This window comes from Mesorhizobium sp. M0954 (assembly GCF_040319155.1).
Classification (GTDB): domain Bacteria; phylum Pseudomonadota; class Alphaproteobacteria; order Rhizobiales; family Rhizobiaceae; genus Mesorhizobium.
On sequence record NZ_JAMYNR010000051.1, the window covers coordinates 1 to 22,873 of the forward strand.

General features: G+C 63.6%; 20 protein-coding genes and 1 pseudogene. 16 read left to right on the top strand and 5 right to left on the bottom strand.

Annotation, left to right across the window (positions count from 1 at the left end):
* Positions 1 to 210 precede the first annotated feature (210 nt).
* Positions 211 to 1,344: a substrate-binding protein gene (locus tag NKH93_RS32925; protein ID WP_352540681.1), complete on the top strand. Its 1,134-nt coding sequence runs from the start codon at positions 211 to 213 to the stop codon at positions 1,342 to 1,344.
* Positions 1,345 to 1,611: 267 nt separating this feature from the next.
* Here NKH93_RS32925 and NKH93_RS32930 read toward each other — a convergent pair whose 3' ends face one another.
* Positions 1,612 to 2,076 carry a Ros/MucR family transcriptional regulator gene (locus tag NKH93_RS32930; RefSeq protein WP_352509709.1) on the bottom strand — a complete coding sequence of 155 codons (465 nt, stop codon included), beginning with the start codon at positions 2,074 to 2,076 and terminating at the stop codon, positions 1,612 to 1,614.
* Positions 2,077 to 2,449: 373 nt separating this feature from the next.
* Between NKH93_RS32930 and NKH93_RS32935 the strand changes: the two are divergent.
* Positions 2,450 to 3,645: pseudogene (locus tag NKH93_RS32935) on the top strand (DUF932 domain-containing protein).
* Between the two features lie 255 nt (positions 3,646 to 3,900).
* Here NKH93_RS32935 and NKH93_RS32940 read toward each other — a convergent pair.
* Together NKH93_RS32940 and NKH93_RS32945 are read right to left on the bottom strand one after the other, a co-directional pair.
* Positions 3,901 to 4,422, bottom strand: a complete 522-nt coding sequence (locus NKH93_RS32940; protein ID WP_352975778.1) for a DUF5615 family PIN-like protein — start codon at positions 4,420 to 4,422, stop codon at positions 3,901 to 3,903.
* The gene (locus tag NKH93_RS32945; protein WP_352975781.1) at positions 4,419 to 5,039 is read right to left on the bottom strand and encodes a DUF433 domain-containing protein; all 621 of its coding nucleotides are present in this window, start codon (positions 5,037 to 5,039) and stop codon (positions 4,419 to 4,421) included. The genes NKH93_RS32940 and NKH93_RS32945 overlap by 4 nt, the downstream gene beginning before the upstream one ends.
* A gap of 184 nt (positions 5,040 to 5,223) precedes the next feature.
* Here NKH93_RS32945 and NKH93_RS32950 point away from each other — a divergent pair, with 184 nt between their 5' ends.
* The 4 genes from NKH93_RS32950 to NKH93_RS32965 all read left to right on the top strand — a co-directional run bounded on the left by NKH93_RS32950 (position 5,224) and on the right by NKH93_RS32965 (position 9,165).
* Positions 5,224 to 7,374, top strand: coding sequence for a ParB/RepB/Spo0J family partition protein (locus NKH93_RS32950; protein ID WP_352975784.1), 2,151 nt, complete (start codon positions 5,224 to 5,226; stop codon positions 7,372 to 7,374).
* Positions 7,375 to 7,446: 72 nt separating this feature from the next.
* A complete protein-coding gene (locus tag NKH93_RS32955; protein ID WP_352834450.1) occupies positions 7,447 to 7,923 on the top strand; it encodes a UCP036055 family protein in 477 nt (158 codons plus the stop codon).
* Between the two features lie 83 nt (positions 7,924 to 8,006).
* Positions 8,007 to 8,399, top strand: coding sequence for a hypothetical protein (locus tag NKH93_RS32960; protein ID WP_352942178.1), 393 nt, complete (start codon positions 8,007 to 8,009; stop codon positions 8,397 to 8,399).
* Between the two features lie 133 nt (positions 8,400 to 8,532).
* A complete protein-coding gene (locus tag NKH93_RS32965) occupies positions 8,533 to 9,165 on the top strand; it encodes a DUF1419 domain-containing protein (protein WP_352975818.1) in 633 nt (210 codons plus the stop codon).
* A gap of 418 nt (positions 9,166 to 9,583) precedes the next feature.
* On the opposite strand, the gene NKH93_RS32970 is transcribed toward NKH93_RS32965, so the two are convergent.
* Positions 9,584 to 9,979 carry a hypothetical protein gene (locus tag NKH93_RS32970; protein ID WP_352453160.1) on the bottom strand — a complete coding sequence of 132 codons (396 nt, stop codon included), beginning with the start codon at positions 9,977 to 9,979 and terminating at the stop codon, positions 9,584 to 9,586.
* Positions 9,980 to 10,442: 463 nt separating this feature from the next.
* Here NKH93_RS32970 and NKH93_RS32975 point away from each other — a divergent pair, with 463 nt between their 5' ends.
* Positions 10,443 to 11,126 (top strand): transposase, encoded by a 684-nt coding sequence (locus NKH93_RS32975; protein ID WP_352453159.1) that lies wholly within the window; start codon positions 10,443 to 10,445, stop codon positions 11,124 to 11,126.
* Positions 11,127 to 11,161: 35 nt separating this feature from the next.
* Here NKH93_RS32975 and NKH93_RS32980 read toward each other — a convergent pair whose 3' ends face one another.
* A complete protein-coding gene (locus NKH93_RS32980) occupies positions 11,162 to 12,355 on the bottom strand; it encodes a DUF1173 domain-containing protein (protein ID WP_352975790.1) in 1,194 nt (397 codons plus the stop codon).
* A 183-nt stretch (positions 12,356 to 12,538) separates the two neighbouring features.
* Between NKH93_RS32980 and NKH93_RS32985 the strand changes: the two genes are divergently transcribed.
* From NKH93_RS32985 to NKH93_RS33025, 9 genes are all read left to right on the top strand, one after another.
* A complete protein-coding gene (locus NKH93_RS32985) occupies positions 12,539 to 17,044 on the top strand; it encodes a strawberry notch-like NTP hydrolase domain-containing protein (protein WP_352975796.1) in 4,506 nt (1,501 codons plus the stop codon).
* A gap of 12 nt (positions 17,045 to 17,056) precedes the next feature.
* Positions 17,057 to 18,106 carry a DUF7146 domain-containing protein gene (locus NKH93_RS32990; RefSeq protein WP_352975799.1) on the top strand — a complete coding sequence of 350 codons (1,050 nt, stop codon included), beginning with the start codon at positions 17,057 to 17,059 and terminating at the stop codon, positions 18,104 to 18,106.
* 247 nt (positions 18,107 to 18,353) lie between these two features.
* Complete coding sequence (locus tag NKH93_RS32995; RefSeq protein WP_352689081.1) at positions 18,354 to 19,295, top strand: DUF2493 domain-containing protein; 942 nt, start codon at positions 18,354 to 18,356, stop codon at positions 19,293 to 19,295.
* A gap of 62 nt (positions 19,296 to 19,357) precedes the next feature.
* On the top strand, positions 19,358 to 19,618 hold the full coding sequence (locus NKH93_RS33000) for a type II toxin-antitoxin system prevent-host-death family antitoxin (RefSeq protein WP_057143280.1): 261 nt from the start codon (positions 19,358 to 19,360) through the stop codon (positions 19,616 to 19,618).
* Positions 19,608 to 20,027 (top strand): hypothetical protein, encoded by a 420-nt coding sequence (locus tag NKH93_RS33005; protein WP_352975803.1) that lies wholly within the window; start codon positions 19,608 to 19,610, stop codon positions 20,025 to 20,027. The genes NKH93_RS33000 and NKH93_RS33005 overlap by 11 nt, the downstream gene beginning before the upstream one ends.
* 158 nt (positions 20,028 to 20,185) lie before the next feature.
* Positions 20,186 to 20,467, top strand: a complete 282-nt coding sequence (locus NKH93_RS33010) for a type II toxin-antitoxin system TacA family antitoxin (RefSeq protein ID WP_352975806.1) — start codon at positions 20,186 to 20,188, stop codon at positions 20,465 to 20,467.
* On the top strand, positions 20,467 to 20,976 hold the full coding sequence (locus tag NKH93_RS33015; protein ID WP_352975809.1) for a GNAT family N-acetyltransferase: 510 nt from the start codon (positions 20,467 to 20,469) through the stop codon (positions 20,974 to 20,976). The genes NKH93_RS33010 and NKH93_RS33015 overlap by 1 nt, the downstream gene beginning before the upstream one ends.
* 199 nt (positions 20,977 to 21,175) lie before the next feature.
* The gene (locus NKH93_RS33020; protein WP_352975812.1) at positions 21,176 to 21,709 is read left to right on the top strand and encodes a hypothetical protein; all 534 of its coding nucleotides are present in this window, start codon (positions 21,176 to 21,178) and stop codon (positions 21,707 to 21,709) included.
* A gap of 713 nt (positions 21,710 to 22,422) precedes the next feature.
* The gene (locus NKH93_RS33025) at positions 22,423 to 22,746 is read left to right on the top strand and encodes a DUF736 domain-containing protein (protein ID WP_006339490.1); all 324 of its coding nucleotides are present in this window, start codon (positions 22,423 to 22,425) and stop codon (positions 22,744 to 22,746) included.
* The last annotated feature ends 127 nt before the right edge of the window (positions 22,747 to 22,873 follow it).

Here is a 22,873-nt window from a genome sequence, read left to right on the forward strand (position 1 = left end):
TCTGGGCGATCTTCGACTGGGACGCCGAGGGCTGGAAGAATTTCGTGTCGGATCCGGAGGTGCCCGCGATCCTGCAGGAAGCCGGCCACGTCGGCAAGCCGCAGGCGGCACTGCTGCTCGGCCACTACGAGGCCTGAGATCCCGCACTGCGCGCCGCCTGCCGCCCGGCGGCGGCGCCCCCCGACGAACCCCCAGATTTGGAGAAATCAAATGGATCCGAAACCCATCAAGATCGGCCTTGTCGCCGAACTCACCGGCCCGTTGTCCTTCATGGGCATCGCCAACGCAAACCTCACCACCATGCTCGTCGACGACATCAATGCCAAAGGCGGTTTGCTCGGCCGGCCGCTGGAGCTTGTCATCGAGGATGGCGAGACCAACGACAGCGCCGCCAAGGCAAGGACTGCGAAACTGATAGACGTCGACAAGGTCGATCTGGTCGTCGGCGGCATCTACAGCTCGACCCGCCAGGCCATCAAGAGCGAAGCGGTCGCACGCGGCAGGACGCTCTACATCTACACCGAGCAGTACGAGGGACAGGAAAACGATCCCCTGATCTTCTGTACGGGTCCAGTGCCCGCGCAGCAGGTCGAGCCGCTGATCCCTTGGTTCATGAAGAGCACCGGGGCGAAGAAGTTCTACCTGCCTTCTGCCGACTACATCTGGCCCCATCTGCTGAACAAGGCCGCGAGCCGGGTGGTGCGCGCCAATGGCGGCGAGGTCGTCGGCGAGGAGTATTTCCCGCTCGATACAGTCGATTTCCGGCGGACGGTCGAGCAGATCATGGCGAGCGGCACCGACGTGGTTTTCAACACCCTCGTCCCGCCGGGCCTGACTCCGTTCCTCGAAGAACTGCACAAGGCCGGTTTCGGCAAGCGGGGCGGCAAGATCATCTGCACCTACTTCGACGAGAACTTCTTCAATCTCGTGCCGTCCGAGCAGATCGAGGGCCTCTACAGCTGCCTCGACTACTATCGGGAACTCGAGGATCCGTTTGGCCGCGCGCTCTTGCGTCGCTACCAGGACCGTTTCCCCGGCAGCGCCATGTTGACCGCGGGCAGCGGCTGCACCGGCCACTACCGGGCGATCAAAATGTGGGAAGCGGCTGTCAATGAGGCCGGCACGGTCGAGCGTGATACGGTCATCCGGGCGCTCGATCACTCGCGGATCAGCGAGGGACCAGGTGGCCCGGCCGAAATGGTCCCCGGCCAGCACCATGTTCGCATGAACATGTACATCGCGCAGGCGCAGGGCGGTCGATTCCGGGTCGTCAAGAACCTGGGTCCGATCGATCCCAACGAGCGCGCGCTTAGCGACGAACTCCAACTCAGCAAAGCGGGCTGAGCCGGCCGCGTCGATGACTGTTCTTCCAGGTGGCAGGGCGGCTAGCAAGTTGCCCTGCCACCCAACCGGGCGATAGTGCATTCCAGTCGCACATACAGAGCAACTGAAGATCATCAGGCGCTATCTCCGGCGCTGGCGCGTTGCGGTCCGCGATACGCTGGACGCGTCGATCCGCTTTCTAATCTCGCCATCCCGAAAACGGACAGTCCGCAAACGGCCCCAAAGCTGCCAGGCGGGAACGCGCCCAACCGACCCCTCAGGCTACAATCAGGCTGTGGCCTTCTTGCGGGGACGCTTCGCGGGCGCCGGCTCTTCGGGCTCCTTCGGCTTGCGGCCGAGGCCCATGGTTTTAGCGAGGGCTGAGCGCGCTGCGGCATAGTTCGGCGCAACCATGGGATAATCCGCCGGCAGGCCCCATCTGGCGCGATACTCATCCGGAGTCAGGCCATAATGGGTCGACAAGTGCCGCTTCAGCGACTTGAACTTCTTCCCGTCCTCCAGGCTGATGATGTAGTCGGGCGTCACTGACTTGTTGATCGGCACGGCAGGCTTGAGAACTTCAGGTCTTTCCGACACCACACCGCCGGTCGTGCCCTTCAGGGCGGCATGGACCTGTCCGATGAGGGCGGGTAGTTCACCGACCGGCACCGGATTGTTTGAAACATAGGCTGAGACTACATCAGCCGTGAGTTCGATGAGCTTGTCCGTATTGCTCTCGGTTTCTTCGGTCACGAAATACTCCTGGCGGATCAAACGATTGGCGTCGAACAGTCGTTTCATAATGACGACCGCTTCCGATAGCAACGAACCTGTTGCATTTCTGTTGTTTCGGCAGTCGCGTGACACTGGTCGACATGGCCGATCCGCTCCGGCGACGACCTTGTAGCGATTGCCGCGTGCGGTTCCGCCAACAGCAGGACCATCGCTTCCGGCGTCCCGGCTTTGAAGCACGCGGTCAAATCGATTCTCTGACGTGTATTCCTTGCGGAGGTGGGGCCGCGGCGTTTGTCCGTTTGCCGGACGGCAGAGGGAGAGGGTGGATGGCCCGCGTGACGGGTCGAGGGCTGGAAGAGAGGCTTCCGGCGCCCGTCGCGGAGAAAGTTCCATGACCCAGTTGCAAGTTCTCGCTCCTGCGGTGAATCCACGGGGCGGTTACAAGGTGGATGTCAGCCGTGGCCAACGTGTCGGTCGCGTTTCTTCCGAGTGGTTCAACCGGCCGGCGGACGAGCGCTACCTTTCTCTCACCGATCTCCATAATTCGGTGAAGCGGCGGTCCGAACGCAGCAAGACCCGCATCGTTGAAAGTGAGCTGATCCGCGTCGAGGCCAGCCGCGACGACCCGGAGCGCCTGAGGCTGATGCTGCCCGATGCGCATGCCTCTGTGGCCCCAACGCATTGGAGCTTGGCCAACTCGCCAGCCTGGTCGGCGCGCCAGCCGCCTATCTGCGCCAGCTTCCGGCCCCGCTTGCGGCGATCAACCTTCAGCACGGTCTTCTTAATCATCGCGCCGAGCAGATGAAGAGCTTGGAAATCGAGAACGGACGCCTCGAGTTGCGGGCGGTAACAGGCCCCGACTACGGCAGAATATTTGACTCAGAACTGGTCGATGCCGTGCAGAAGATCGCCGGCAACGGTAGCGGCGACACGCGCTGGAAAGTGCCTGGCGTGCTCGACTGGTCAACGGGAATCTACAATCCGAACGTCGACATCTCCAACGACACGACAACGCTCTATGCGTCCGACCGTGATGTCTTTGTCTTCCTCGTCGACGACCTGAATCCGATCGAAGCCGGCAAGCTGCCCGATGGCTCGCCCGACGTCTTTTTCAGGGGGGTTTATTGCTGGAACTCCGAAGTCGGCGCCCGAACGCTCGGAATCGGCAGCTTCTATCTACGTGCAGTTTGCCAGAATCGTTGTCTGTGGGGCGTGGAAAATTTCGAGGAAATCACCATCCGGCATTCCAAATATGCCGCCTCGCGTTTTGCCCTGGAAGCCGAACCAGCGCTGATCCAGTTCGTGGAGTCTTCGCCCATGCCGTTCGTCAATGGCATCAAGGCTTCGCGGGAGCGGATCGTCGCTCGCGACGATGAAGATCGCCAGAGCTTCCTGCGCAAGCGCGGCTTCTCCAAGGCGGAGACCACGAGGATCATCGATGCCGTGCTTTCGGAGGAAGGGCACCCGCCCGCCTCGATTTTCGACTTCGTGCAGGGCATTACGCGGGTGGCGCGCGACAAGCCGCATCAGGACGTTCGCCTGGAGCTGGAGGGCAAGGCCAAGAAGCTGCCCGATCTGGCAGCATGATACCGCAATGCTGCGCGCCGAGGCGTATGAACGTCACTGGGCTGCTGATGCTGCCAGTGTTCCAACATGTGCATCGCTGCGGCGCGCAGCATACGGCCTGCGCTGGTACCCGGGAAAACCCATCTCTCCGGCCCGGATGTGCGCCGCACAAAACGGCAATGCTGCTATGCACAATTAATGCTTCTCGGCTGCGCGGAAGGGAGTAGCCTGTCGGTATCGAGTTTCGTCCGGGTCACCTCCTCCCGACCTTGGCGATCAGGGACGGCATTTATTCCTCCCGAATGCTGTCGTCCAAATCAAGCCCGCCGCACCTCCACCCGCGGCGGGCTTTTTCGTTGTGCGAGCGGCGGCTTCTGGCAGCCCGATTGCAGGAAACGAACGCGGAGGTCCGTCAGTCGGGGAGGTTGAACCGTTCGATGGTGATGGTACGCGCGACATCCACCGTAATCTCCAGCACTTGTTCCATGCCTCCTCGCCACCGAGCTCCGAAAGGGCGAGATGAAAGAGCCTGTGCTGGAGATCGAGGCTCATCAGGCCAGGGGCGGTGTTGAAGGCGACTAACCCGACATGCAGCTCCTCGCGGCGATAGGGGCCGCGAAAGTCGGTCGTGTTGTGCGTGACGAGCACATAGCCGTCATCGACCGCGCGCCGGGTCACCATATGGTCCTTGGCGCCGGCGAGGCCCAGCCTGCGCACATGGCTCGACTCTGGAAAACCCCGTTCGCGCGCCAGTTTCGCAAGCTCTGGGCTCAGGCATTCGTCGATCAGGAATTTCACGAAACGGCCGGCAGATCGTCGAGACGGATTGTGCGTGTCGACTTCGCCGCCGTGCTGCGCCACGCCGGCTTGATCGGCGGACGGCCACGCCGCGGATAGGCGAGCGCATAGTCGGCCGCGAGCCTGATCCGGTCGAGAGTCAGTTGCGGATAGGCGGCACGGATCGTCTCGGGAGTATCGCCATTGGCGAGCAGGTCGGCAACGTCATGAACAAGCACGCGTGTTCCCACAAAGGCCGGCTGACCGCTAAGTACCGCTGGATCGCGCGCCACCATGGCCTTGGCTTTCCTCAGCCGGCTGAGGCCGGTCCTTACCCCGGCAGTGATCGGCTTCAGGTCGACCTTAAGCGGATCGTCCGCGACTACGGGCGCAGCATCATCGGCAATGGCGTGCTCAACGATCCGCCGCCGCGCGGCAGGCGTCAGCGTCTCCGCCGTCAGCCAGGCGAGGCGTAGGCCGACGAGACCCGCTCCGATGATGACGCGGCTGCCGCGGCGTGTCTCGACACGGCCGCGTAGCAATCCGGCATCGATGATGCGATGCACCTGCTTAAGCGGCACCTGCGTTACCGCCGCCGCCTCATTGGCGGTGAGCACTTCGGTACTAAACCCTGGCATGACAATAATCCTTCCACGTTCATGGAAGATATATAGTCACTCTGCCGTCCGCAGTCCAGCGAAGCTTTGCGGCAGGCGGCCGGCGCCGGCGCGAGGCCTGGAGGCAGAGGGGGGAGGGGAGATTCCTGACGGGCTTGGAGGTTCGGGGAGAGGCCCCGGGCCGCCCGTCATGGAGAACCTGACCATGGCAAAGAACGCCATTCAGAAGATCGCGATGAACGCCGCGGAGAATATTCCCTATGACAAGCTAATGCTGTCGCAAAAGAATGTTCGGCGCATCAAGGACGGCGTGTCGATCGAGCAGCTGGCCGAAGACATCGGACGGCGAAAGCTCATCCAGAGCCTGAACGTCCGTCCCGTGCTCGACGGCGAGGGCGAGGAGACCGGCATGTTTGAGGTGCCCGCCGGCGGCCGTCGCTATCTCGCGCTCGCCATCCTCATCAAGCAGAAGCGCCTGGCCAAGAACGAGCCGATCCCCTGCATCGTCAACCGCAGGCAGGAGACCTCGGCCGAAGAGGATTCGCTTGCCGAAAACCTGCGGCGCGCCGACCTGCACCCGCTCGACCAGTTCCGGGCCTTCAAGACGCTCAGCGATCGGGGCCTCGATCCGGAGGAGATTGGCGCCCGCTTCTTCGTATCGCCTGCGACGGTGAGGCAGCGCCTGCGGCTGGCATCGGTGTCGCCGAGGCTTCTCGGTCTCTACGGGAAGGACGAAATCCGGCTTGAGCAGATCATGGCGTTTTCGATCTCGGACGATCATGCACGTCAGGAGCAGGTCTGGGAACGGATTGCCAGCTCGCACATGCAGGAACCCTATTACATCAGGCGCCTGCTGACGGAGACCACGGTCCGAGCCGATGATCGCCGGGCCGTCTATGTCGGCGCCGAAACCTATGAAGCTGCCGGCGGCGTCATCCTGCGCGATCTCTTCGAGCAGGACTCCGGCGGCTGGTTCCAGGATGCGGCACTCCTCGAGCAGCTTGTCTTCGAGAGACTCAAGGTGGATGCCGAGGCAATCCGCGCCGAAGGTTGGAAATGGGTCGAGGCGGCGATCAGCTTTCCCTACGGCCATACCTCCGGCATGCGGCGCATCTATGCCGAGCCGCAGGAGCTGAGCGCCGAGGAGATCGAACGCTACGACGCGCTCAAGGCCGAATACGACAAGCTCGACGCGGACTATGCCAAGGCCGAGGATGCCGACAAAGCGATCGAGGCGAAGCTCGACCAGCTGGGCGCAGAGCTCGACGCGATCGATGATCGTCCTCAAAGCTACGATCCCGCCCAGAAGGCCATCGCCGGTGTGTTCGTTACCCTTGCCGCGAACGGCAAGCTCCAGGTCGACGCCGGTTTCGTGCGGTCCGAGGACGAACCGCGGACCGAAACCGGCGATGTCGGTGAGGGCGAGGAGCAGGATGCTGAAGACGAAGCCAGATCCAATGGCGACGATGATGGCGATGGTGTTGTCGTCAACGGCAAGCCGGTGAATGACAGCGCTAGTGACGACGGCGAGGACGATGGCATCAAGCCGCTGCCCGATCGGCTCGTCTTCGACCTGACCGCGCAGCGGACGCTTGCACTGCGCAACGCGCTCGCCGGTGACGTCGACATCGCCTTCGTTGCCGCACTCCATGCCTTCGTCCTGCAGGTCTTCTATCGCTTCGCGCCGAACACGTGCCTGGAGATCAGCCTGAAGAGCGGCGGCTTCAGCCAGGTCGACGGTCTTGCCGAGACATCCTGGGCGAAGGAGATCGCCGAGCGCCATGAAGCCTGGGATCGCGATCTGCCCGATGAGGCGGATGGCCTGTGGAACTTCCTTCTCGGCCTCGACGAAGCAAGCCGCAACGCGCTGTTCGCGCACTGCGTCTCGCTGACCCTCAATGCGGTGGTCGAACCCTGGAACAGGCGACCGAAGGCGCTCAAGCATGTAGACGTGCTTGGCCGTTCCCTCCAGTTCGACATGGTCGACGCCGGCTGGACGCCTACGGTCGAGTTCCTCGGGCGGCTCACCAAGGCGCGGATTCTACAGGCAGTCCATGAAGCTCGTGGCGCAGACTCCGCGCAGCTGATCGACCACATGAAGAAGGACATCATGGCGCGTGAGGCCGCGCGTCTTCTCGAAGGGTCGAACTGGCTGCCCGAGCCGCTGCGTCTTGAGGTCGATGAAGTGGCTACCGATGCTGGCGACGCGGTCGCCGGCGATATGTCGGACGAGGCGGCTCGCGACGGCGATGCCGCCGAGCTGCCGGCCTTTCTCGCCGACGATGCGGATCCGTCCTCCGATGAGCCGGTGACCAGCGACGGCGACGAGGCGGACCACCTCCAGGCCGCTGAATAGTCGGCCTCACGCTCGCAGCGGGCCCGGCACTCCCGCCGGGCCCTTTTTCGTTTTCCACATGGAGAAACCCGCATGTCCGCACATATCGTGTACGAATCCGCTCCTCTGGGGAGCGTTATCCGGTACAGCGACGGCACCGCGAAACCGCCGGCTCGCTTCACCAAAAAACTTGCGGCCTGGGAAAGCCGCAACGGCGTCGGTCGCCTGGTCAGGAAGGAACCGCCGCGCGAGCGCGCGACCTATAGCTCGCCGGCCTACTTCACCCTGCATGAGGGCGATTTCGAGCAGGGCGGCATCATCGTCGTCTCGGTCAGGCGCACTTGGTCCGTCGAGAGTGACCTGGGTTTCGAGATCGTCGAGCGTCCCACGATCGGCATGGTCCGCGTCCTGCAGGAACGCGGCGACAGCCCGGAGCTGCTCTATCTCGCCAAGGATCGCGAGGCGGCCGAACGCTGGCTCGCCAACAACCAGTATGGTCGGGCCTATCTCGAGGAAGTCTCCGCGGACGGGGTCGGCGCCGACGTCATTGAGGGCCGCGCGGCCGCCTGACCGTTCCACCATTTAACCCCACCCGATGACGGGCCCGGGATCGCGTGAGCGATCACGGGCCTGTTCATTTCATGGAGATCGACATGTTCGACTGGAACAGAAGCTGCTCCTATGACGAGCAAGCAGAAGAGGCGTTTTCACACGACAGCGCGTTCACGGCTGAAAAACTCGCCGCCGAACTAAACCTGCCATCGGGCTGCTTTGACCTGCGCTCAAACAAGGCGGGTATTGCCGTTTCCGGCGAAGTCACCCTGTACCATCACCGTACCTACATTCAGGTCGGCCAGTTCGGTTTGTCCTCAGGTCACGGCATCCTGATCCGCACCTGCAAGGGCCGCAAGGATTATGTCGGCGGGGCCAACCACTTCGTCGCGCTCGGCATGCTCGACGACATCCCGGCGCTCGCCGCCGCCGTGCGTGCCATCACTGGGGTTGGTCGAGACGCTTCGCGTTCCTCCGAGCGACGTGCCGCCTGAACCCTGCAAACCCCATCATCGCCGGTGCACGCGCCGGCCGCGGGCTCGGCCAGTCGACAGCCACAACACCACCAAACAGTTGCGACGACGCGGTTCATGCCACGCGTGGCCGACCCGCGTTCAGGAGAATCCCATGACCGCACATCCACCCTTCAGGAAGGTGCTCGACGGCGTCGCCACCCGCGAGCAGATGTTCCAACTGTTCAGCCGACACAAGGATACTCCCGGCATCGATCCGCTTTCCGGCACTCCCTATTCAGGCGAGTGGTTCCAGATCACCGCGTCAGAATATCACTTCATGCTCGGTTTGCTGCCGCCGCTCTTCATGCGCACCGGCATGTTCGGCATGTCGGAGTTCAAGGCCGGCAACGTGACCAGCGTATTCTTCACGATCCGGATCCGCGTCCGCGAACGCTGTTTTCATGGTTTTTGCGACCTCACGGACCGGCAATCCCCGGACAAGATGCGCGCCGCCATCATCGCCCACGAGACCGGCGCGAGCGACAGCATGACCCGCGCGGAGAAGCTCGAGGCGATCTGGAACATGACCCCTGTCGAACTCAGGGGCATCGCCCGCAATGCAAATCCCGGAACCGGGTGGGCCGAACATCGCGGCAAACGCACGATTCTCATTAACGCCGGAAAGCATGATGCTGTCTTCAAGCTGCTCGATGATCTGTCGGATCTCGAGATTGACGAACTCCTGTCCTCCGCCCGATCAAGCCGGAACTCAAAGAAGGGAGGCGACGATAAAGGTTATCCCTGAGAGCTGCCGCTCGGAAGCGAAACGTCCCTATTAGCACGGTCCGCCTACTCCGCTGAAATGAGGCGCGTCGGATAGGCTATGCGGCGCGATGTCTATCGAGGAGGCGTACTATCGGACGCCGACGGGCGAGACGCTCTCGCACATTACGATCGCTTGCACACAGCCCTATCGCTTTCCAAGATACCGTGACGGCAACCGACATTGCTCGATCAGTGCGTCGCCGCCGGCCGGCGCATTTTCACGGTATTTAAGGCCAGCACCGACCAGGTGCTCGTAGTCCAGCGAGCCACCTATCAGGGTCAGACTTCAACTCGGATGATCCTTGTCACCTGATCACCGTGGGTAATCGCCCTTAGCGAAGCCGTGTGGCCGACTGGTTCGACGATATGATCGGCCAGTCACCGCGCAAAACTTCGGATCAGGACCTGCCGCGCAGGATGTACCCGGCATTACGTAAGGCGCCGATGAAGAGGCTGGCCGGGCCGGCGATACTCGTCCTGGCCTGCATCGGTAGCGGCAGAGTGTTCCAGTCCTCCAAGGGAGCGATAAAGCTGGAGAAAGTGCCGTTGACCATGCAATGGCTGATCGCCGAGCCCTGCTTGTCCAGCGCCAGAATGCCTGTCTGGTTGCTTGGATATCGGACGGCGGCGATCCGCTGCATTTCCAAGTCGCCATCGATGCGCAAATCAAATAGCAGGACGCCGTGGCTTCGGTTGGCAATTTCTGCGACTTTTTCCGTGAATCCAAGAGGAAGCGCACGGACGCTGTCGACCGCCATCCCGAAAACAATCGCGTCCAGCTCATCCGCCGCCATGAGAAGATTTGCGCCGAAGAAAATCAGGATTGCAATCGATGCAGTCGGTTGTGCACAGTCATCGGATGCGGACGGCTGTTAGTCCTTGTCCGTTTGCCCGGCGGCAACGAATGACGGCGTAGGCGGCGCTCGATGCAGGGGGGTTCTTTACCGAACCTGGAGCATGCGAGCCTCGTCAGCATGTCGAAATTTGTCAGCTGCCGGTGGATCGAGCGAAGTGGCGCCTGTGGATGGCGGGCATGGATAGGCTCTGAAGGTCGCGTCAAATGAGACCTCGGCTCGCAATAGACCGTTTGCGTCCCGGTGATCGAGCCAGTCCCCGAGGTCAGGGAAACCTCGCTTGCTCGTCGCTGGCCTTCTCCGATAAAGCTCGGCAAGAGCGATAAGATGCCTAGGCGCAGAATACTCGCTGACGCGAAACAGCGACTTGGCTGCAAGTCGTCCTCACATCAAGGAAGGGACTATGAAGCGCCAGATCCGGCCATTTATCGTGGAAGTCAAACAGAAGCGCGGCAAGCAAAAGCCAAGCCATTCGATCTGGGGTGCTCTCGACCTGTCCAAAATTGTCACCGAGATGACGCAGCTGTCTGATGGTGCTCAGTTGCCAGGTTCTGAGCTCATTGACTCCAGTATAAGACCCATCGATGCTGATGACGGTGACAATCCACAAGCGGAGCATATCATGGCCGATTCTCAGGAAGCTCAAACTGTTCAGACAACAGTGGCACCAGCCAAAGTGGAAGCCCCTGAAGCGAAGAAGAAAGTTCCGCGAGCAAGGAAAGCGAAGGCAGAGCTCGCCAAGCCGACCCGCAAGAACGGGGCGAGACCAGGGCCTCAGGCGGCTGAACCTGCGGTGGCGGTGCGGACCGCCCGGAAGACCTATTCTGAGAAGGAACGCGCCCAGAAGCTTGCCCAGATCGAGAAGTCGATCGCTGGGGGTGCGACCAGCAAGAGTGCGGTCAGCCAAGCCGGCATTTCGGAGCAGACCTATTATCAGTGGAAGAAGGTTGCAGCGCCAGCCGCAGATAGCGGCGATCTGAAGGACCTGCTCGCGCTCGAGGAAGAAAACAAGCGCCTTAAGAACCTGCTTGCTGACCGTCTGCGCAAGGAAAATGCCGAGCTCAAGAAGAAGCTGGGCCTGGGGTAAGACATACTGAGCCTCGTCGGAAATTCCGCCGACGCTCAGAGCGGCAACGGCGGCATATCGCCTTCGCCGACCCGCCACACCCAGAAGCCGATCTCCGGACGCGCGGCGATCATTTCGTCGAGCGAAGCCTCGAACGCTTCGTCCGCGCCGGCCGGGACGACAAAGAGTGCGGTCGGCTGCTGCCTGTCCTGGAGCAAAGCGTTGGCGATCGGCTGGTCGGTTTGCAGGTCATAGCGCAATCCCTTCACGCTCTTCTCGCGAAGGCGGGCGAGCGCGTCAACGAGCCGCTTTTCCGAGACCGTCTCGAAAGGGATCCAGTTCTCGGATACCACCATTAATGCGACCTCCTCAACAACGGCGAGGCCGGCCGAGTTCAGTCCGAAGGTCGCGATCACTATCAGATGTGAGCTGGAATCCGCTCCCCACAGCGACAATTCTCTCTCGAAACGTGCCTGCAAACGCCGATGCAATGCATCGTCGATGACAAAGGGAAAGCCCGGCAAATGTCTGACGACGAGTTTCCGACCGGATCGGGCGGGCATGATTTCCTTCACCTCGCCGACCAGAACCAGTAGCTTTCGTGGGCCGGATTTCGGCGGGAGCGCCATGCCGAGAGCCGCATTGCGGCGATGTTCGATCGCTTGCCTGTTCTCGGCGCGAAACGGCTCGGGCACGAACAGGATATCCGCGAGGGGCCCGCCCCTCACCGTCATTTGCCCGGCAGCCTCGAGCAGATGCCAGCGGACATTCCACCAATGTCGCTTACCGGCCCATCGGGATGTCCAGACCGTCAATTCGGCCTCCTGCCATAGATAATGGAGCAGGCCACGCAGCGACATCCTCCTGGGGTCTCCAGTTACGCCGGCGGAGCTCTCGCCAGCAGGCGCGGATGCTGCCCGGCTCCCCGTCTTCGACAGGCTGAAATCGAGTTTCAAAGCCGCCAAGCCGCTTTGCGGATCGAGCTGTATCGCGCTGCCCATCAAGGCGCCCAGGCCGGACAGCTCGTAAGGCGATTCATATGAATCACAGGATGGATCATGCCCGCCGCCGCTCAGCGGCATGCGCTTGATCAGGTGAAGGTCGCCGATGCGGGCGATGTACATCGGGCAGCCCGGCTCGCGGCACAGGCATAGCGGACGCTCGGTGCGGGCATAGGCGTTCGCCAGCGCCGCCTGCAGGTCAGGCGCTCCCTCCTCGTAGACCGCACTGCCAATTCTGAACCGTCGCATCACCTCCGCAGCTCCAGGTCGCCGCCGCATCCCTGTGCGCGCATTCAAGTCATGGCTTTGCGCAGAGCGCAACCCGTTTGGTGCATCGCGCCAGAGGCAAAGGGGAGCCGGAAGGAGTGCGGCCCGGCTGGCGCGGAGAGAGTGCCGGCGCGGGCGCCACTCCCTCTCGCAAAGGACATCTCCATGAACATTGTTTCGACCACATCTGCCGTTGCCCGGACGGCCGCTCCCCTCGGCGCGCCGACGCACGCCCCCATCAACAACGCCCAGGCGATCTATCAGGCGGCAATGCGGCTTGTGCCGTTCCTCGAGCAGGGCAAGCCTGTCACCACTGCGGAACTGCGCACTGCCATGACGACAAGTTTTGGCGGCAGCGATGCGCAAGGGTTCTGGGTCTGGAAAGACGCCTATGAGGCGCTCGAAACCGCCCAGGTGCTGTTTCTGCGCCGGTTCGGCCCGGCGATCCTGTCCCGGTCGACCACGCCGCAGGCAACGCTGGCGATGATGAAGCGCATCGCGGAACTCGTTCCGACCCACACACGGCGCTCCGACGAGAGCCAGGCCATGCAGCAGCTCTCCACGCCCTTGCCGCTGGCCTTCGTCACAGCGTACGCCGCGGCGATCGCATCTTCAGATCTCGTTCTCGAACCCTCAGCCGGCACCGGTCTGCTCGCCATCCATGCCGAGATGGCGCACGCCTCGATCGCCCTCAACGAGCTTGCCGCGACGCGGGCCGATCTCCTCGGCCTGCTGTTTCCCCGGTTCCCCGTCTCGCGGCACGACGCAGCGCATATCGACGACCATCTCGACGCGGGCATTGAGCCGTCCCTCGTCTTGATGAATCCGCCCTTCAGCGTCGGCGCCTATGTCGACGGCCATGTCGCCGATGCGGCATGGCCGCACCTCTCTTCCGCGTTCGCACGCCTGCGTTCGGGCGGTCGTCTTGTCGCCATCACTGGCGCCGGGCTGTCTCCCGAAAACCCGAAATGGCGGCTCGCCTTCGAACGCCTGCAGCAGCAGGGCACCATCATCTTCACCGCAGCGATCGACGGCTGCGTCTATGCCCGCCACGGAACCACCACCGAGACCCGCCTGACGATCATCGACAAGGTGCGGGCCGTCGATCCGTCCCGTTTCGTCGCCTTGCCGGGCAAGGCCAAGGATGTCGAAACGCTGCTCTCCTGGATCTCCGATCTGCCGCCCCGGATTTTGGGTGGATTCCCGGATTCGATCGGTGCATTGTCCAGCGGCATCCTGCGCAATGCCGCCATGCAGATGGCTGCCCGATCGCGGAGAGCCGCACCCCTCGCTGTCTCAACGGCTGCTCCAAAGACAATGCAATCGGTCCGTCCGATTGCGCGAGCGAAGCCCGCTCGCCAGGTCATGGCAAACAGCACGCCGGCTGTTCCCCTTGCCTACGAATTGCGCGACTGGATGCCGGAGGAGGGCGGCCGCCTCACTGAGTCAATCTACGAACCCTACGCGCTCCAGTCGATCGACATTCCCCGCGCCAAACCCCATCCGACGCCCCTCGTACAGTCGGCCGCAATGGCCGCCGTCGCGCCACCAAAACCTTCCTATCGGCCGCTTCTTCCTGATGCGATCATCGACGAGGGCCTGCTGTCGGACGCCCAGCTCGAAAGCGTCATCTATGCCGGCGAAGCCCATTGCGGTCATCTCACCGGCACCTGGACGGTTGACGAGACCTGCGATGTCGTCTCGGCCGCGCCAGAAGGAGCTACGAACGCTGTCCGGTTTCGGCGTGGATGGTTTTTGGGTGACGGAACCGGCTGCGGCAAGGGACGGCAAGTCGCCGGCATCATCCTCGACAACTGGCTGCAGGGGCGGCGCCGCGCGATCTGGATTTCCAAGTCCGACAAATTGCTGGAAGACGCTCAGCGAGACTGGGCAGCACTTGGCCAGGAAAAACTCCTCGTGCAGCCACTCTCACGCTATCGGCAGGGCACGCCGATCCGCCTTGCCGAAGGCATCCTGTTCACGACCTACGCAACCCTGCGCTCGCAGGAACGGGAGGGCAAGAAATCCCGGATCGCCCAGATCCTCGACTGGGTCGGACAAGAGGCGAGAGGGGCCGAAGGGGCTGGAGAGAACCCGTCGGGGGCAAAAAAATCTTTCGATGGCGTCATCGTCTTCGACGAGGCCCACGCCATGGCCAATGCCGCTGGCGGCAAAAGCGAGCGTGGCGACGTCGCGCCCTCGCAGCAGGGCAAGGCGGGACTGCGGCTGCAGCACGCGCTGCCCGATGCCCGCATTGTCTACGTCTCCGCGACCGGTGCGACCGCCGTCGAGAACCTGGCCTATGCGCAACGTCTCGGCATCTGGGGCAGCGAGGATTTTCCATTCGCCAACCGTGCCGAATTCGTCGCCGCGATCGAGGACGGCGGTGTCGCGGCGATGGAAGTGCTCGCCCGCGATCTCAAGTCGCTCGGCCTCTATACGGCGCGTTCGCTCTCCTATGACGGCGTCGAATACCACCTCCTCGAGCATGCGCTGACCGAGGAGCAGATCCGCATCTACAACGCCTATGCAGACGCCTTCCAGGTCATCCACAACAACCTGACCGCCGCACTCGAGGCCACCAACATCACCAGCGAGGCCGGCACGCTGAACCGCAACGCAAAATCGGCGGCGCGCTCAGCCTTTGAAAGTACCAAGCAACGCTTTTTCTCGCATTTGATCACCTCGATGATGACGCCGACCCTGATCGGCGCGATCGAGCAGGACCTCGCCGACGGGCATGCGGCAGTCGTGCAGATCGTCTCGACCGGCGAGGCGCTGATGGAACGACGGCTTGCCGAGATCCCGACCGAGGAATGGTCGGACCTGCATGTCGACATCACGCCGCGCGAGTATGTCGGCGGGTACTTGATGCATTCCTTCCCGACCCAACTGTTCGAGCAGTATTCCGACGCGGAGGGCAACGTCTACTCGCGGCCTGTCCACGACGAAGATGGCAACCCGGTCCAGTGCCGCGAGGCGGTTCGCCGGCGCGGCGAGATGATCGAAAAACTCGCATCGCTGCCGCCGGTCGGCAGCGCCCTCGACCAGATCATCCATCATTTTGGCACAGACACCGTCGCCGAGGTGACCGGCCGCTCGCGCCGCATCGTGAAGAAGACCGGCCGCGACGGCATCGACCGGCTGGCCGTGGAAAACCGCCCTGGCTCGGCCAATCTCGCCGAGACCCAGAGTTTCATGGATGACGACAAGCGCGTACTGATCTTTTCCGACGCCGGCGGCACCGGCCGCTCCTACCACGCCGATCTCGGGGTCAGGAACCAGACGCTGCGCAAGCACTATCTGCTCGAAGCCGGCTGGCGCGCGGACAACGCCATCCAGGGTCTCGGACGGACCCACCGCACAAATCAGAAGCAACCGCCGCTGTTCCGGCCCATGGCCGCCAATGTGAAGGCCGGCAAGCGCTTCCTGTCGACGATCGCCAGGCGGCTCGACACGCTGGGCGCGATCACGCGCGGCCAGCGCCAGACCGGCGGGGCAGGGCTGTTCCGTGCCGAGGACAATCTCGAAAGCCCCTATGCCCGCGCGGCCCTGCGGCAGTTCTATCATCTGCTGCACCAAGGCAAGATCGAGGGCTGCTCGCTTTCGACCTTCGAGACCGTGACCGGGCTGTCGCTGACGACGGATGAAGGTGGTTTGCGGGACGAGCTGCCGCCAATCACGACCTGGCTCAATCGCCTGCTGGCGTTGCGCATCGAAACCCAGAATCTGCTGTTCGAGGTGTTCGAGCAACTGATGGCGGGAAAAATAGAAGGCGCCATTGCCGCCGGCTCCTATGACAAGGGTCTGGAGACCATCACGGCGGAAAGCATCGTCGTCACCGATCGCCGCACCGTCTACTCGCACCCGGTCTCGGGCGCGCAGTCGCATGTCCTGACCGTGGCGCGCAAGGACCGCATCCGGCCGCTCGGCCTGGTTGATGCGCTGGCCATCGTCCGGGCGGAGCCGCAATCGGTTCTGCTGGTGAACACACGTTCGAGCCGCGCGGCGATCCGGCTGCCGACTGCGAGCCTGATGCTCGACGACGGCGCGATAGAGCACCGCGTGCGGCTGCTGCGGCCGACCGACGAGCTGCGCTTCGGCCTCGACGCCCTTGCCGAAACCCACTGGCAGCCGACCGACCGAAAACTGTTCTGCGATCTGTGGCAGGCAGAAGTCGCTGCCGTCCCGGAGTTTACCACCAGCACCTTTCACATCGTGACGGGACTGCTGTTGCCGATCTGGCGTCGGCTGCCAGACCATGATTGTCAGGTCTACCGGATCCAGACCGATGCCGGCGAACGCATCATCGGCCGTCACATCGCGCCGACGCTTGTCGCGACCATGTTCCGCAATCTGGGGCTCGACGATGTACCCAAGCTCGCGCCGGAAGATGCCTGGACCGGGCTTGTCGACGGACGGATCGGACTGCAACTCGCCGATGGCCTGATTCTGCGCCGCAGCCGCGTCATGAACGACTACCGTGTCGAATTGATCGGCTTCACCCACGCGATGGTCCCCCGGTTGAAAGCGCTGGGGCTGATCTCCGAGATCATCTCCTGGAAGCTGCGGCTGTTCATCCCGACGAGCGAACAAGGCTCCGCCATCCTCGCCGCGCTCCTCGACCGCCATACGCTGGTTGGCGTCACCGACCGCACCGCGGCGGCTTGAGGGGAGGCGATCATGACCGGCTCGGCCTCCGAGCTGGCACGCCGCCTTGGCGATCATGCCGAGGCGGTGTGCCGCGAATATCTCCCCAACGGCCATCGCTCCGGCAATTACTGGATGGTCGGCGATGTCCGCAACACGCCCGGCCGTTCCATGCATGTGCGGCTCAAGGCGGTTGGCGGCAAGGCAGCCGGAAAATGGGTCGACGAGTCGTCGGGCGAATATGGCGACCTGCTTGACGCCATCGAGCAGAGCTGTGGTCTGGTCGACTTCCGCGAGGTCGCGGATGAAGCACGTCGCTTCCTCTCCATGCCGCTGCCACCGCCCCAGCCTCAGCCCCTTGGCGCGCAGTGCCAGCCAGCCGCGAAACGCGGCTCCCCTGAGGCCGCGCGTCGTCTGTTCGCCATGTCCCAGCCGATCGCCGGCACGCTGGCCGAACGCTATCTTGCCGGCCGCGGCATTCTGCTTTCGACGCACGAGCGCGCGCTGCGCTTCCATCCCGGCTGCTACTACAGGAATCTCGTAACGGGCGAGACGCAGACCCTGCCTGCGCTGATTGCTGCTGTCACCAACCTCGACGGGCGTATCACCGGCCTGCAACGGACTTGGCTTGATCCTTCGGGTCACGGCAAGGCGCAACTCGCGGATCCACGCCGCTCGCTGGGGGATCTCCTTGGCAACGGCATCTGGCTAGGCCATGAGCCCGGCATGCCCGTCCCGGTCATGGCGGCGGGCGAGGGCTTCGAGACGATGGCTTCGCTTAAGGTGGTGATACCGGCGCTGCCTGTGGCGGCCGCCACCTCGGCCAATCACCTCGCCGGCCTGAGGCTTCCGCTTGGCTGCCGCCGCCTCTACATCGCAGCCGATGCCGACGCTGCCGGCCGGCACGGCATCGAACGCCTCAGCCAACGCGCAGGCGAGGCCGGGATCCTCGCCCTGGTGTTGCGGCCGCAGCTCGGCGATTTCAACGACGATCTGCGCCATTCCGGCCCGGCCCATCTCGCGGCATGGCTCAGCGATCAGCTCGTCCCGGATGATGCCCGTCTCTTCCTGTCGCCCGGATGAACGGGTCGGGACTGGCAGGCGGGCCGGCACGGCGTCGCCGGATAGCCTGCAGGCATGGCGGCGGTCCGCCGGAGAGGCTGCGCCCGCGGCCTGCCCGAGAGGCGATCCCTGCCACCCCCGGGTCACGGCCGCAACGGCTGCGCCGTCCTCCGCTTCGCTTCGGCCTTCGGTGCGGCCGCGCCCCGGGCGCGGCCGGGATGCGCTGTCAGGCCGCGATGGGCGCGGCCGCAACCGACGGAGACACGCCATGACCTACGAGCTTCCCTTCGACGACGGCTACGAGCCTTACCACGCCTCCTCGCCGACCGACCGCGTCATCCTCGAACTGCAGATGTACGGCCATCGCCCGCATCAGGACGAACCTGATCCTCGGCCACTTCCCGACAACGAGGTGATCCGGGCCGGCCTCGCCGGGATCGTCGAGAGCTTCGCCGGCATGCTTGGCGACACCAGGCTCGAACCCGATCTCGACGACCTGCTCTGGTCCTTCGCAAACGTCTTCCACCGCGCCGCCGAGCGCGTCGCCCGCAGCCTCGATCGTAACGAGGAGGCCCAGCGTTCGAGCCAGCAGGAGCAGGACGGCTCGGAGGTGAAGTCCGTCGAGCTGGAACGGCTCACCTCCGAGGGCATCACCTATATCGAGCGCCGCAACGTGCTCGAAATCATGCGTGACGAGGCCGCCGACCTCTACGAAGCACAAACCGGATCGGCATGGCGGCCGCGCACCGGCTCCAAGGTCTCCCACCAGGCGATGACCGCGTCGGTGATCGACTCCAGAGACTTCCTCGCCGCCCGCCGCCGCGCCGAATCCGAGGTGCTGGTGCCTGCCGGCACCAAGATCGCCTTCGCCGGCGGCCTCGACTGCAACGATCACGACCGGATCTGGGACGCGCTCGACAAGGCCCGGGAGAAGCATCCCGACATGGTGCTGCTCCACGGCGGCAGCCCGCGCGGCGCCGAGCGCATCGCCGCCTGCTGGGCCGAGAGCCGCAAGGTCACCCAGATCGCCTTCAAGCCGGACTGGAACCGGCACGCCAAGGCGGCTCCGTTCCGCCGCAACGACCAGCTTCTCTCGGTGGTGCCCTACGGCCTGATCGTCTTCCCCGGCTCCGGCATCACCGACAACCTTGCCGACAAAGCCCGTCGGCTCGGCATCCCCGTCTGGCGGTTCGCGGAGGACGGCGCGTGAGCGCCGTTTTCTTGCAAATCAAGAAAATCTGGATAATATGGAGATCGATAAGGAGTCCAGCCATGCGTCAGTTCACGACAGGGGATCTCAACAAGCAGGTTGGCGACGTCACCGACGTTGCCAGCCGCGAACCCGTTATTCTCACCAAGCACCGCAAACCCCGGTTCGTGTTGATGAGCTACGAGCACTACGAACGGATGCGCATCGGCGGCGATCCCCGCCGCGCCTACCATGTCTCCGAGATGCCGGAGGAACACACGGAACTCTTCGCCGCCGAGATCGACCGACTGGCGCGCGGGGAAGGATACGATGATGAGCGGTAGATTTCTGCCTGGTCAGGTGATCTCCTACCCGTGTCTTTGGGCATGGCAACACGAGCGCGGCGAAACGGAAGGCCGCAAGAGCCGGCCGACCTGCGTGGTCATTGCTGTCCGCGGCGCAAGAGACGGCCTGACCCATCTCGCGCTCCTGGCGATAACCACCCAGCCACCGTCCGGCGATCGGGTCGGTTTGGAAGTCTCCGCTATCGAGTGCCGCCGCGCCGGTCTGAGCGATCTCAAACGCTGCTGGATCGTGGTTGACGAATACAACTACGATATTGCCGAACGCTCCTGGTACATCGAATCCGACGGTCAGCCCCTCGGTCGTTTCACCAAGGCATTCATGATGAAGATCGCAGGCGCCTTTATCGAAGCGCGCAGCGAGGGCCGCCGCGTCAGCCGTCTGGATTGACGTTCTCTTCTCGCAGCAGGGAGCATACCTCGGATCGGATCAGTCCGCCGTTTCCGCATGCCTGTACGCCGGTCGCAGGAACAGGAATGTTCGTCACGCAAATCCGGTGTCATGCTGCATTGCACCGACGTATATCCATTCCAGCACAGGAACGCACCATGGCTGCCGCCGCAAATAGGAAGATATCCGTCTCGATGCGGTTTCGCAGCGATGATCTCACCATCATCGACCGCGGCGCGCAGCTGCTCGGCCTGTCGCGCACGGAGTTCATGCGGCGCGCAGCACTCCACGAGGCGCAGGCGGCCATCCTCAACGAAACCGTCATCCGCGTGTCCCCGGAAGCCTATGACGCCTTCATGCAGGCGATCTCAGCCCCGGCCGCTGCGCCCCCGCCGAAGGCGACCGAGCGGCTGCGTCGGCCCCCGTTCTGGAACCGCTAGTGGCGCTTTCAGGCATCGAACTCCTCGATGACGCGCACCGCCTCGACAGCTTCAATTGCGGCAAGTCGGCGCTCAACGCTTGGATGGCCGGCTTCGCGCGAATGAAGCAGGCCCGCGGGTTTACCCGCGTCCTGGTCATTCACGACGAGGGAACAGTCGTCGGCTATTACGGCCTCGCGCCGGGCGTGATCCAGCCAAACAGCGCACCGCGCGCTATCCGCACCGGACGCCCGCCCGATCCCATCCCCTGCCTGCTGATCGGACAACTCGCCGTCAGCCACCGCCATTCCGGGCAAAGCGTCGGAAGCGGCCTGGTCAAGGACGCGCTGCATCGCTGCGTCGCCAGCGCCGACATCGTCGGCGGCCGCGCGGTGGTGGTGCGGGCGATAGACGCCGAGGCCGAGCGCAACTGGCAGAGCTGGGGCTTCCTTCCCGCGCGGGACAATCCGTCGGTGCTCATGCGCTCGATCCAGGACGTGAGCCTCTGGCTGGCCGACAAAGGCCACTAGCTCACGCGCGTAGCGCCTTCGGCAGCGGCAGGGTCCGGGCGCGCCGGCCTGCGTCCGGCCGGGCTCTAGTCGCGGCGTCCCGCCGCTCCCCGAGCCGGCTTCGCCGTCTCGGCCTTCGGGTGACGATCCCTCGCGCAGGGCTAGAGGGAGAGGGCGGCCGGCGCGGGGCGGGGGACGCTGGAGAGAAGGGAAAGTCACCATGTCGATGATATTCGTAGGTGGATCACGCGAGATATTCGAGCTGCCGGAACCTGCTATCACTCGCATCGGCGCAATCGCTGCTGCCGAGCACGGCGTGCTGATTGGCGACGCGCCCGGAGCCGATGCCGAGGCGCAGGGCCTGCTCGCAGGCTACGGCTACGAACATGTCGGGGTCTTCCATGCGGGCAAGGAACCCCGCAACAATCTGGGCGACTGGGCTGCCTACCATGTTCCTGCTCCTGAGGGCGCCGAAGGATACTGGGTCCACGCCGCCAAGGACGGGGAGATGGCGCGGCGCGCCGACTTTGGCATGATGGTCTGGGACGGCGCATCACCCGGTACGGCCGTCAACGTATTTCGGCTCGCCATCGCGAACAAGCCGTGCGTCATTTACGATTTGGCCAGGGGCAGCATGGCGACGACGTACAATGTGGAAGACTGGTGCGCCATGCTGCGCCATGTCGATCCGGACATTCGCCGCCAGGCCGAAGCCCGCATGACGCCGGACGAGCGTCTGGCGTTGCCAGGATGATGTACGGGCGGTTTCCCCGACAGCCCGGTGGGTCCGATCTCCGATATGCTTGATCCGGCTCCGCGCCCCAACTCCACTTGTATGAACGGCCGGGGCCAACCCTACTTCGAATCCGGCCCACGCGCAGAGCCGCGGGGCATTGTGCAGCATGATCATCTTGACCCGTCTCGCATCTGAAGCGGGTACAAGCGTGCCGAACATCCTGGCTTGCTTGGTCATCCAACCTGGCTGCGAGGCATCGCCACCGTGGGGCGTGAAGTTCGCTGCCAGTCGGCTCCGATCTCGAAACCGCTGTGCCGCCATGCCAAACGCGCAAGGCGGTTCACGCGCCATGCTGCTGTTCGACGTGTTGGCGATGCCGACGACATGACCCGAGAGGCTGCAGCCTGTTCGTGCGATCCGGCAGCGTTGCGTCGGCCAAGCGATGGCGGCCTGAGTTCTTTTCCATCTGCCGTATCCGGGGCCATTCCCGTTTCATGTCGCCTTTGTAGACGACCGCCTGCTTTGTGCGGTCAACCCCCGTTGGGGGTACATCTCGGCGAATATTCAGGAAAATTCGATTTCTGTTTTTGTCTGCGGGCAGGCGAAGGGCCTGCCCGCTGTTTTTCGGCAAATAGAATTTTCCAGAATTTTCGCCGAGATGACCGCAGCAGGACGGCCCTCTCCTTTGGCGCCATCGGGAATGGTCCCGATGCAACCGAAGGAGAACTACCATGGCCACCACGATCGCAAACCTCACCACAAAGTCCGACGGCTCGATGGAAGGCGTCTTTGCCACGCTCCGGGTCAACGCCCCGATCACCCTGATCCCGAACACCAACAAGTCTCGCGAGGACGCGCCCGACTACCGGATCGTCAATAAGCGCACAGGGTTCGAGATCGGAGCCGGCTGGCACCGCATCTCCCAGCGTTCGGGCGAGGAATACCTCTCGGTCAAGCTCGAAGCCCCCGAGATCGGCGTGATCTTCGGCAATCTCGCTCCCGCCCCGGGTGGCGAGGAAAACAAGAAGGTCATCCTCTGGAACAACCCCCAGTGAGGCATCGGCGACCGGCCCCCCCACGGGCCGGCGCCCCACCCGCCAAAAAGTGGGTGGAAAGAGCCGGTAAACCAACAAAGTAACTGGCCCAGGCAACACCCCGCAACGCGGGGGTCCAGACCCAGTC

Excerpts from the sequence above, each read along its gene's own strand:
- NKH93_RS32985 (WP_352975796.1), top strand. The coding sequence starts at position 12,539 with ATGAACATTGTTTCGACCACATCTGCCGTTGCCCGGACGGCCGCTCCC.
- NKH93_RS32955 (WP_352834450.1), top strand. The coding sequence starts at position 7,447 with ATGTCCGCACATATCGTGTACGAATCCGCTCCTCTGGGGAGCGTTATC.
- NKH93_RS32945 (WP_352975781.1), bottom strand. The coding sequence starts at position 5,039 with ATGCCAGGGTTTAGTACCGAAGTGCTCACCGCCAATGAGGCGGCGGCG.
- NKH93_RS33005 (WP_352975803.1), top strand. The coding sequence starts at position 19,608 with ATGAGCGGTAGATTTCTGCCTGGTCAGGTGATCTCCTACCCGTGTCTT.
- NKH93_RS32925 (WP_352540681.1), top strand. The coding sequence starts at position 211 with ATGGATCCGAAACCCATCAAGATCGGCCTTGTCGCCGAACTCACCGGC.
- NKH93_RS32960 (WP_352942178.1), top strand. The coding sequence starts at position 8,007 with ATGTTCGACTGGAACAGAAGCTGCTCCTATGACGAGCAAGCAGAAGAG.
- NKH93_RS33025 (WP_006339490.1), top strand. The coding sequence starts at position 22,423 with ATGGCCACCACGATCGCAAACCTCACCACAAAGTCCGACGGCTCGATG.
- NKH93_RS33000 (WP_057143280.1), top strand. The coding sequence starts at position 19,358 with ATGCGTCAGTTCACGACAGGGGATCTCAACAAGCAGGTTGGCGACGTC.
- NKH93_RS33020 (WP_352975812.1), top strand. The coding sequence starts at position 21,176 with ATGTCGATGATATTCGTAGGTGGATCACGCGAGATATTCGAGCTGCCG.
- NKH93_RS32975 (WP_352453159.1), top strand. The coding sequence starts at position 10,443 with ATGAAGCGCCAGATCCGGCCATTTATCGTGGAAGTCAAACAGAAGCGC.
- NKH93_RS32990 (WP_352975799.1), top strand. The coding sequence starts at position 17,057 with ATGACCGGCTCGGCCTCCGAGCTGGCACGCCGCCTTGGCGATCATGCC.
- NKH93_RS32950 (WP_352975784.1), top strand. The coding sequence starts at position 5,224 with ATGGCAAAGAACGCCATTCAGAAGATCGCGATGAACGCCGCGGAGAAT.
- NKH93_RS32980 (WP_352975790.1), bottom strand. The coding sequence starts at position 12,355 with ATGCGACGGTTCAGAATTGGCAGTGCGGTCTACGAGGAGGGAGCGCCT.
- NKH93_RS32970 (WP_352453160.1), bottom strand. The coding sequence starts at position 9,979 with ATGGCGGCGGATGAGCTGGACGCGATTGTTTTCGGGATGGCGGTCGAC.
- NKH93_RS32965 (WP_352975818.1), top strand. The coding sequence starts at position 8,533 with ATGACCGCACATCCACCCTTCAGGAAGGTGCTCGACGGCGTCGCCACC.
- NKH93_RS33010 (WP_352975806.1), top strand. The coding sequence starts at position 20,186 with ATGGCTGCCGCCGCAAATAGGAAGATATCCGTCTCGATGCGGTTTCGC.
- NKH93_RS32995 (WP_352689081.1), top strand. The coding sequence starts at position 18,354 with ATGACCTACGAGCTTCCCTTCGACGACGGCTACGAGCCTTACCACGCC.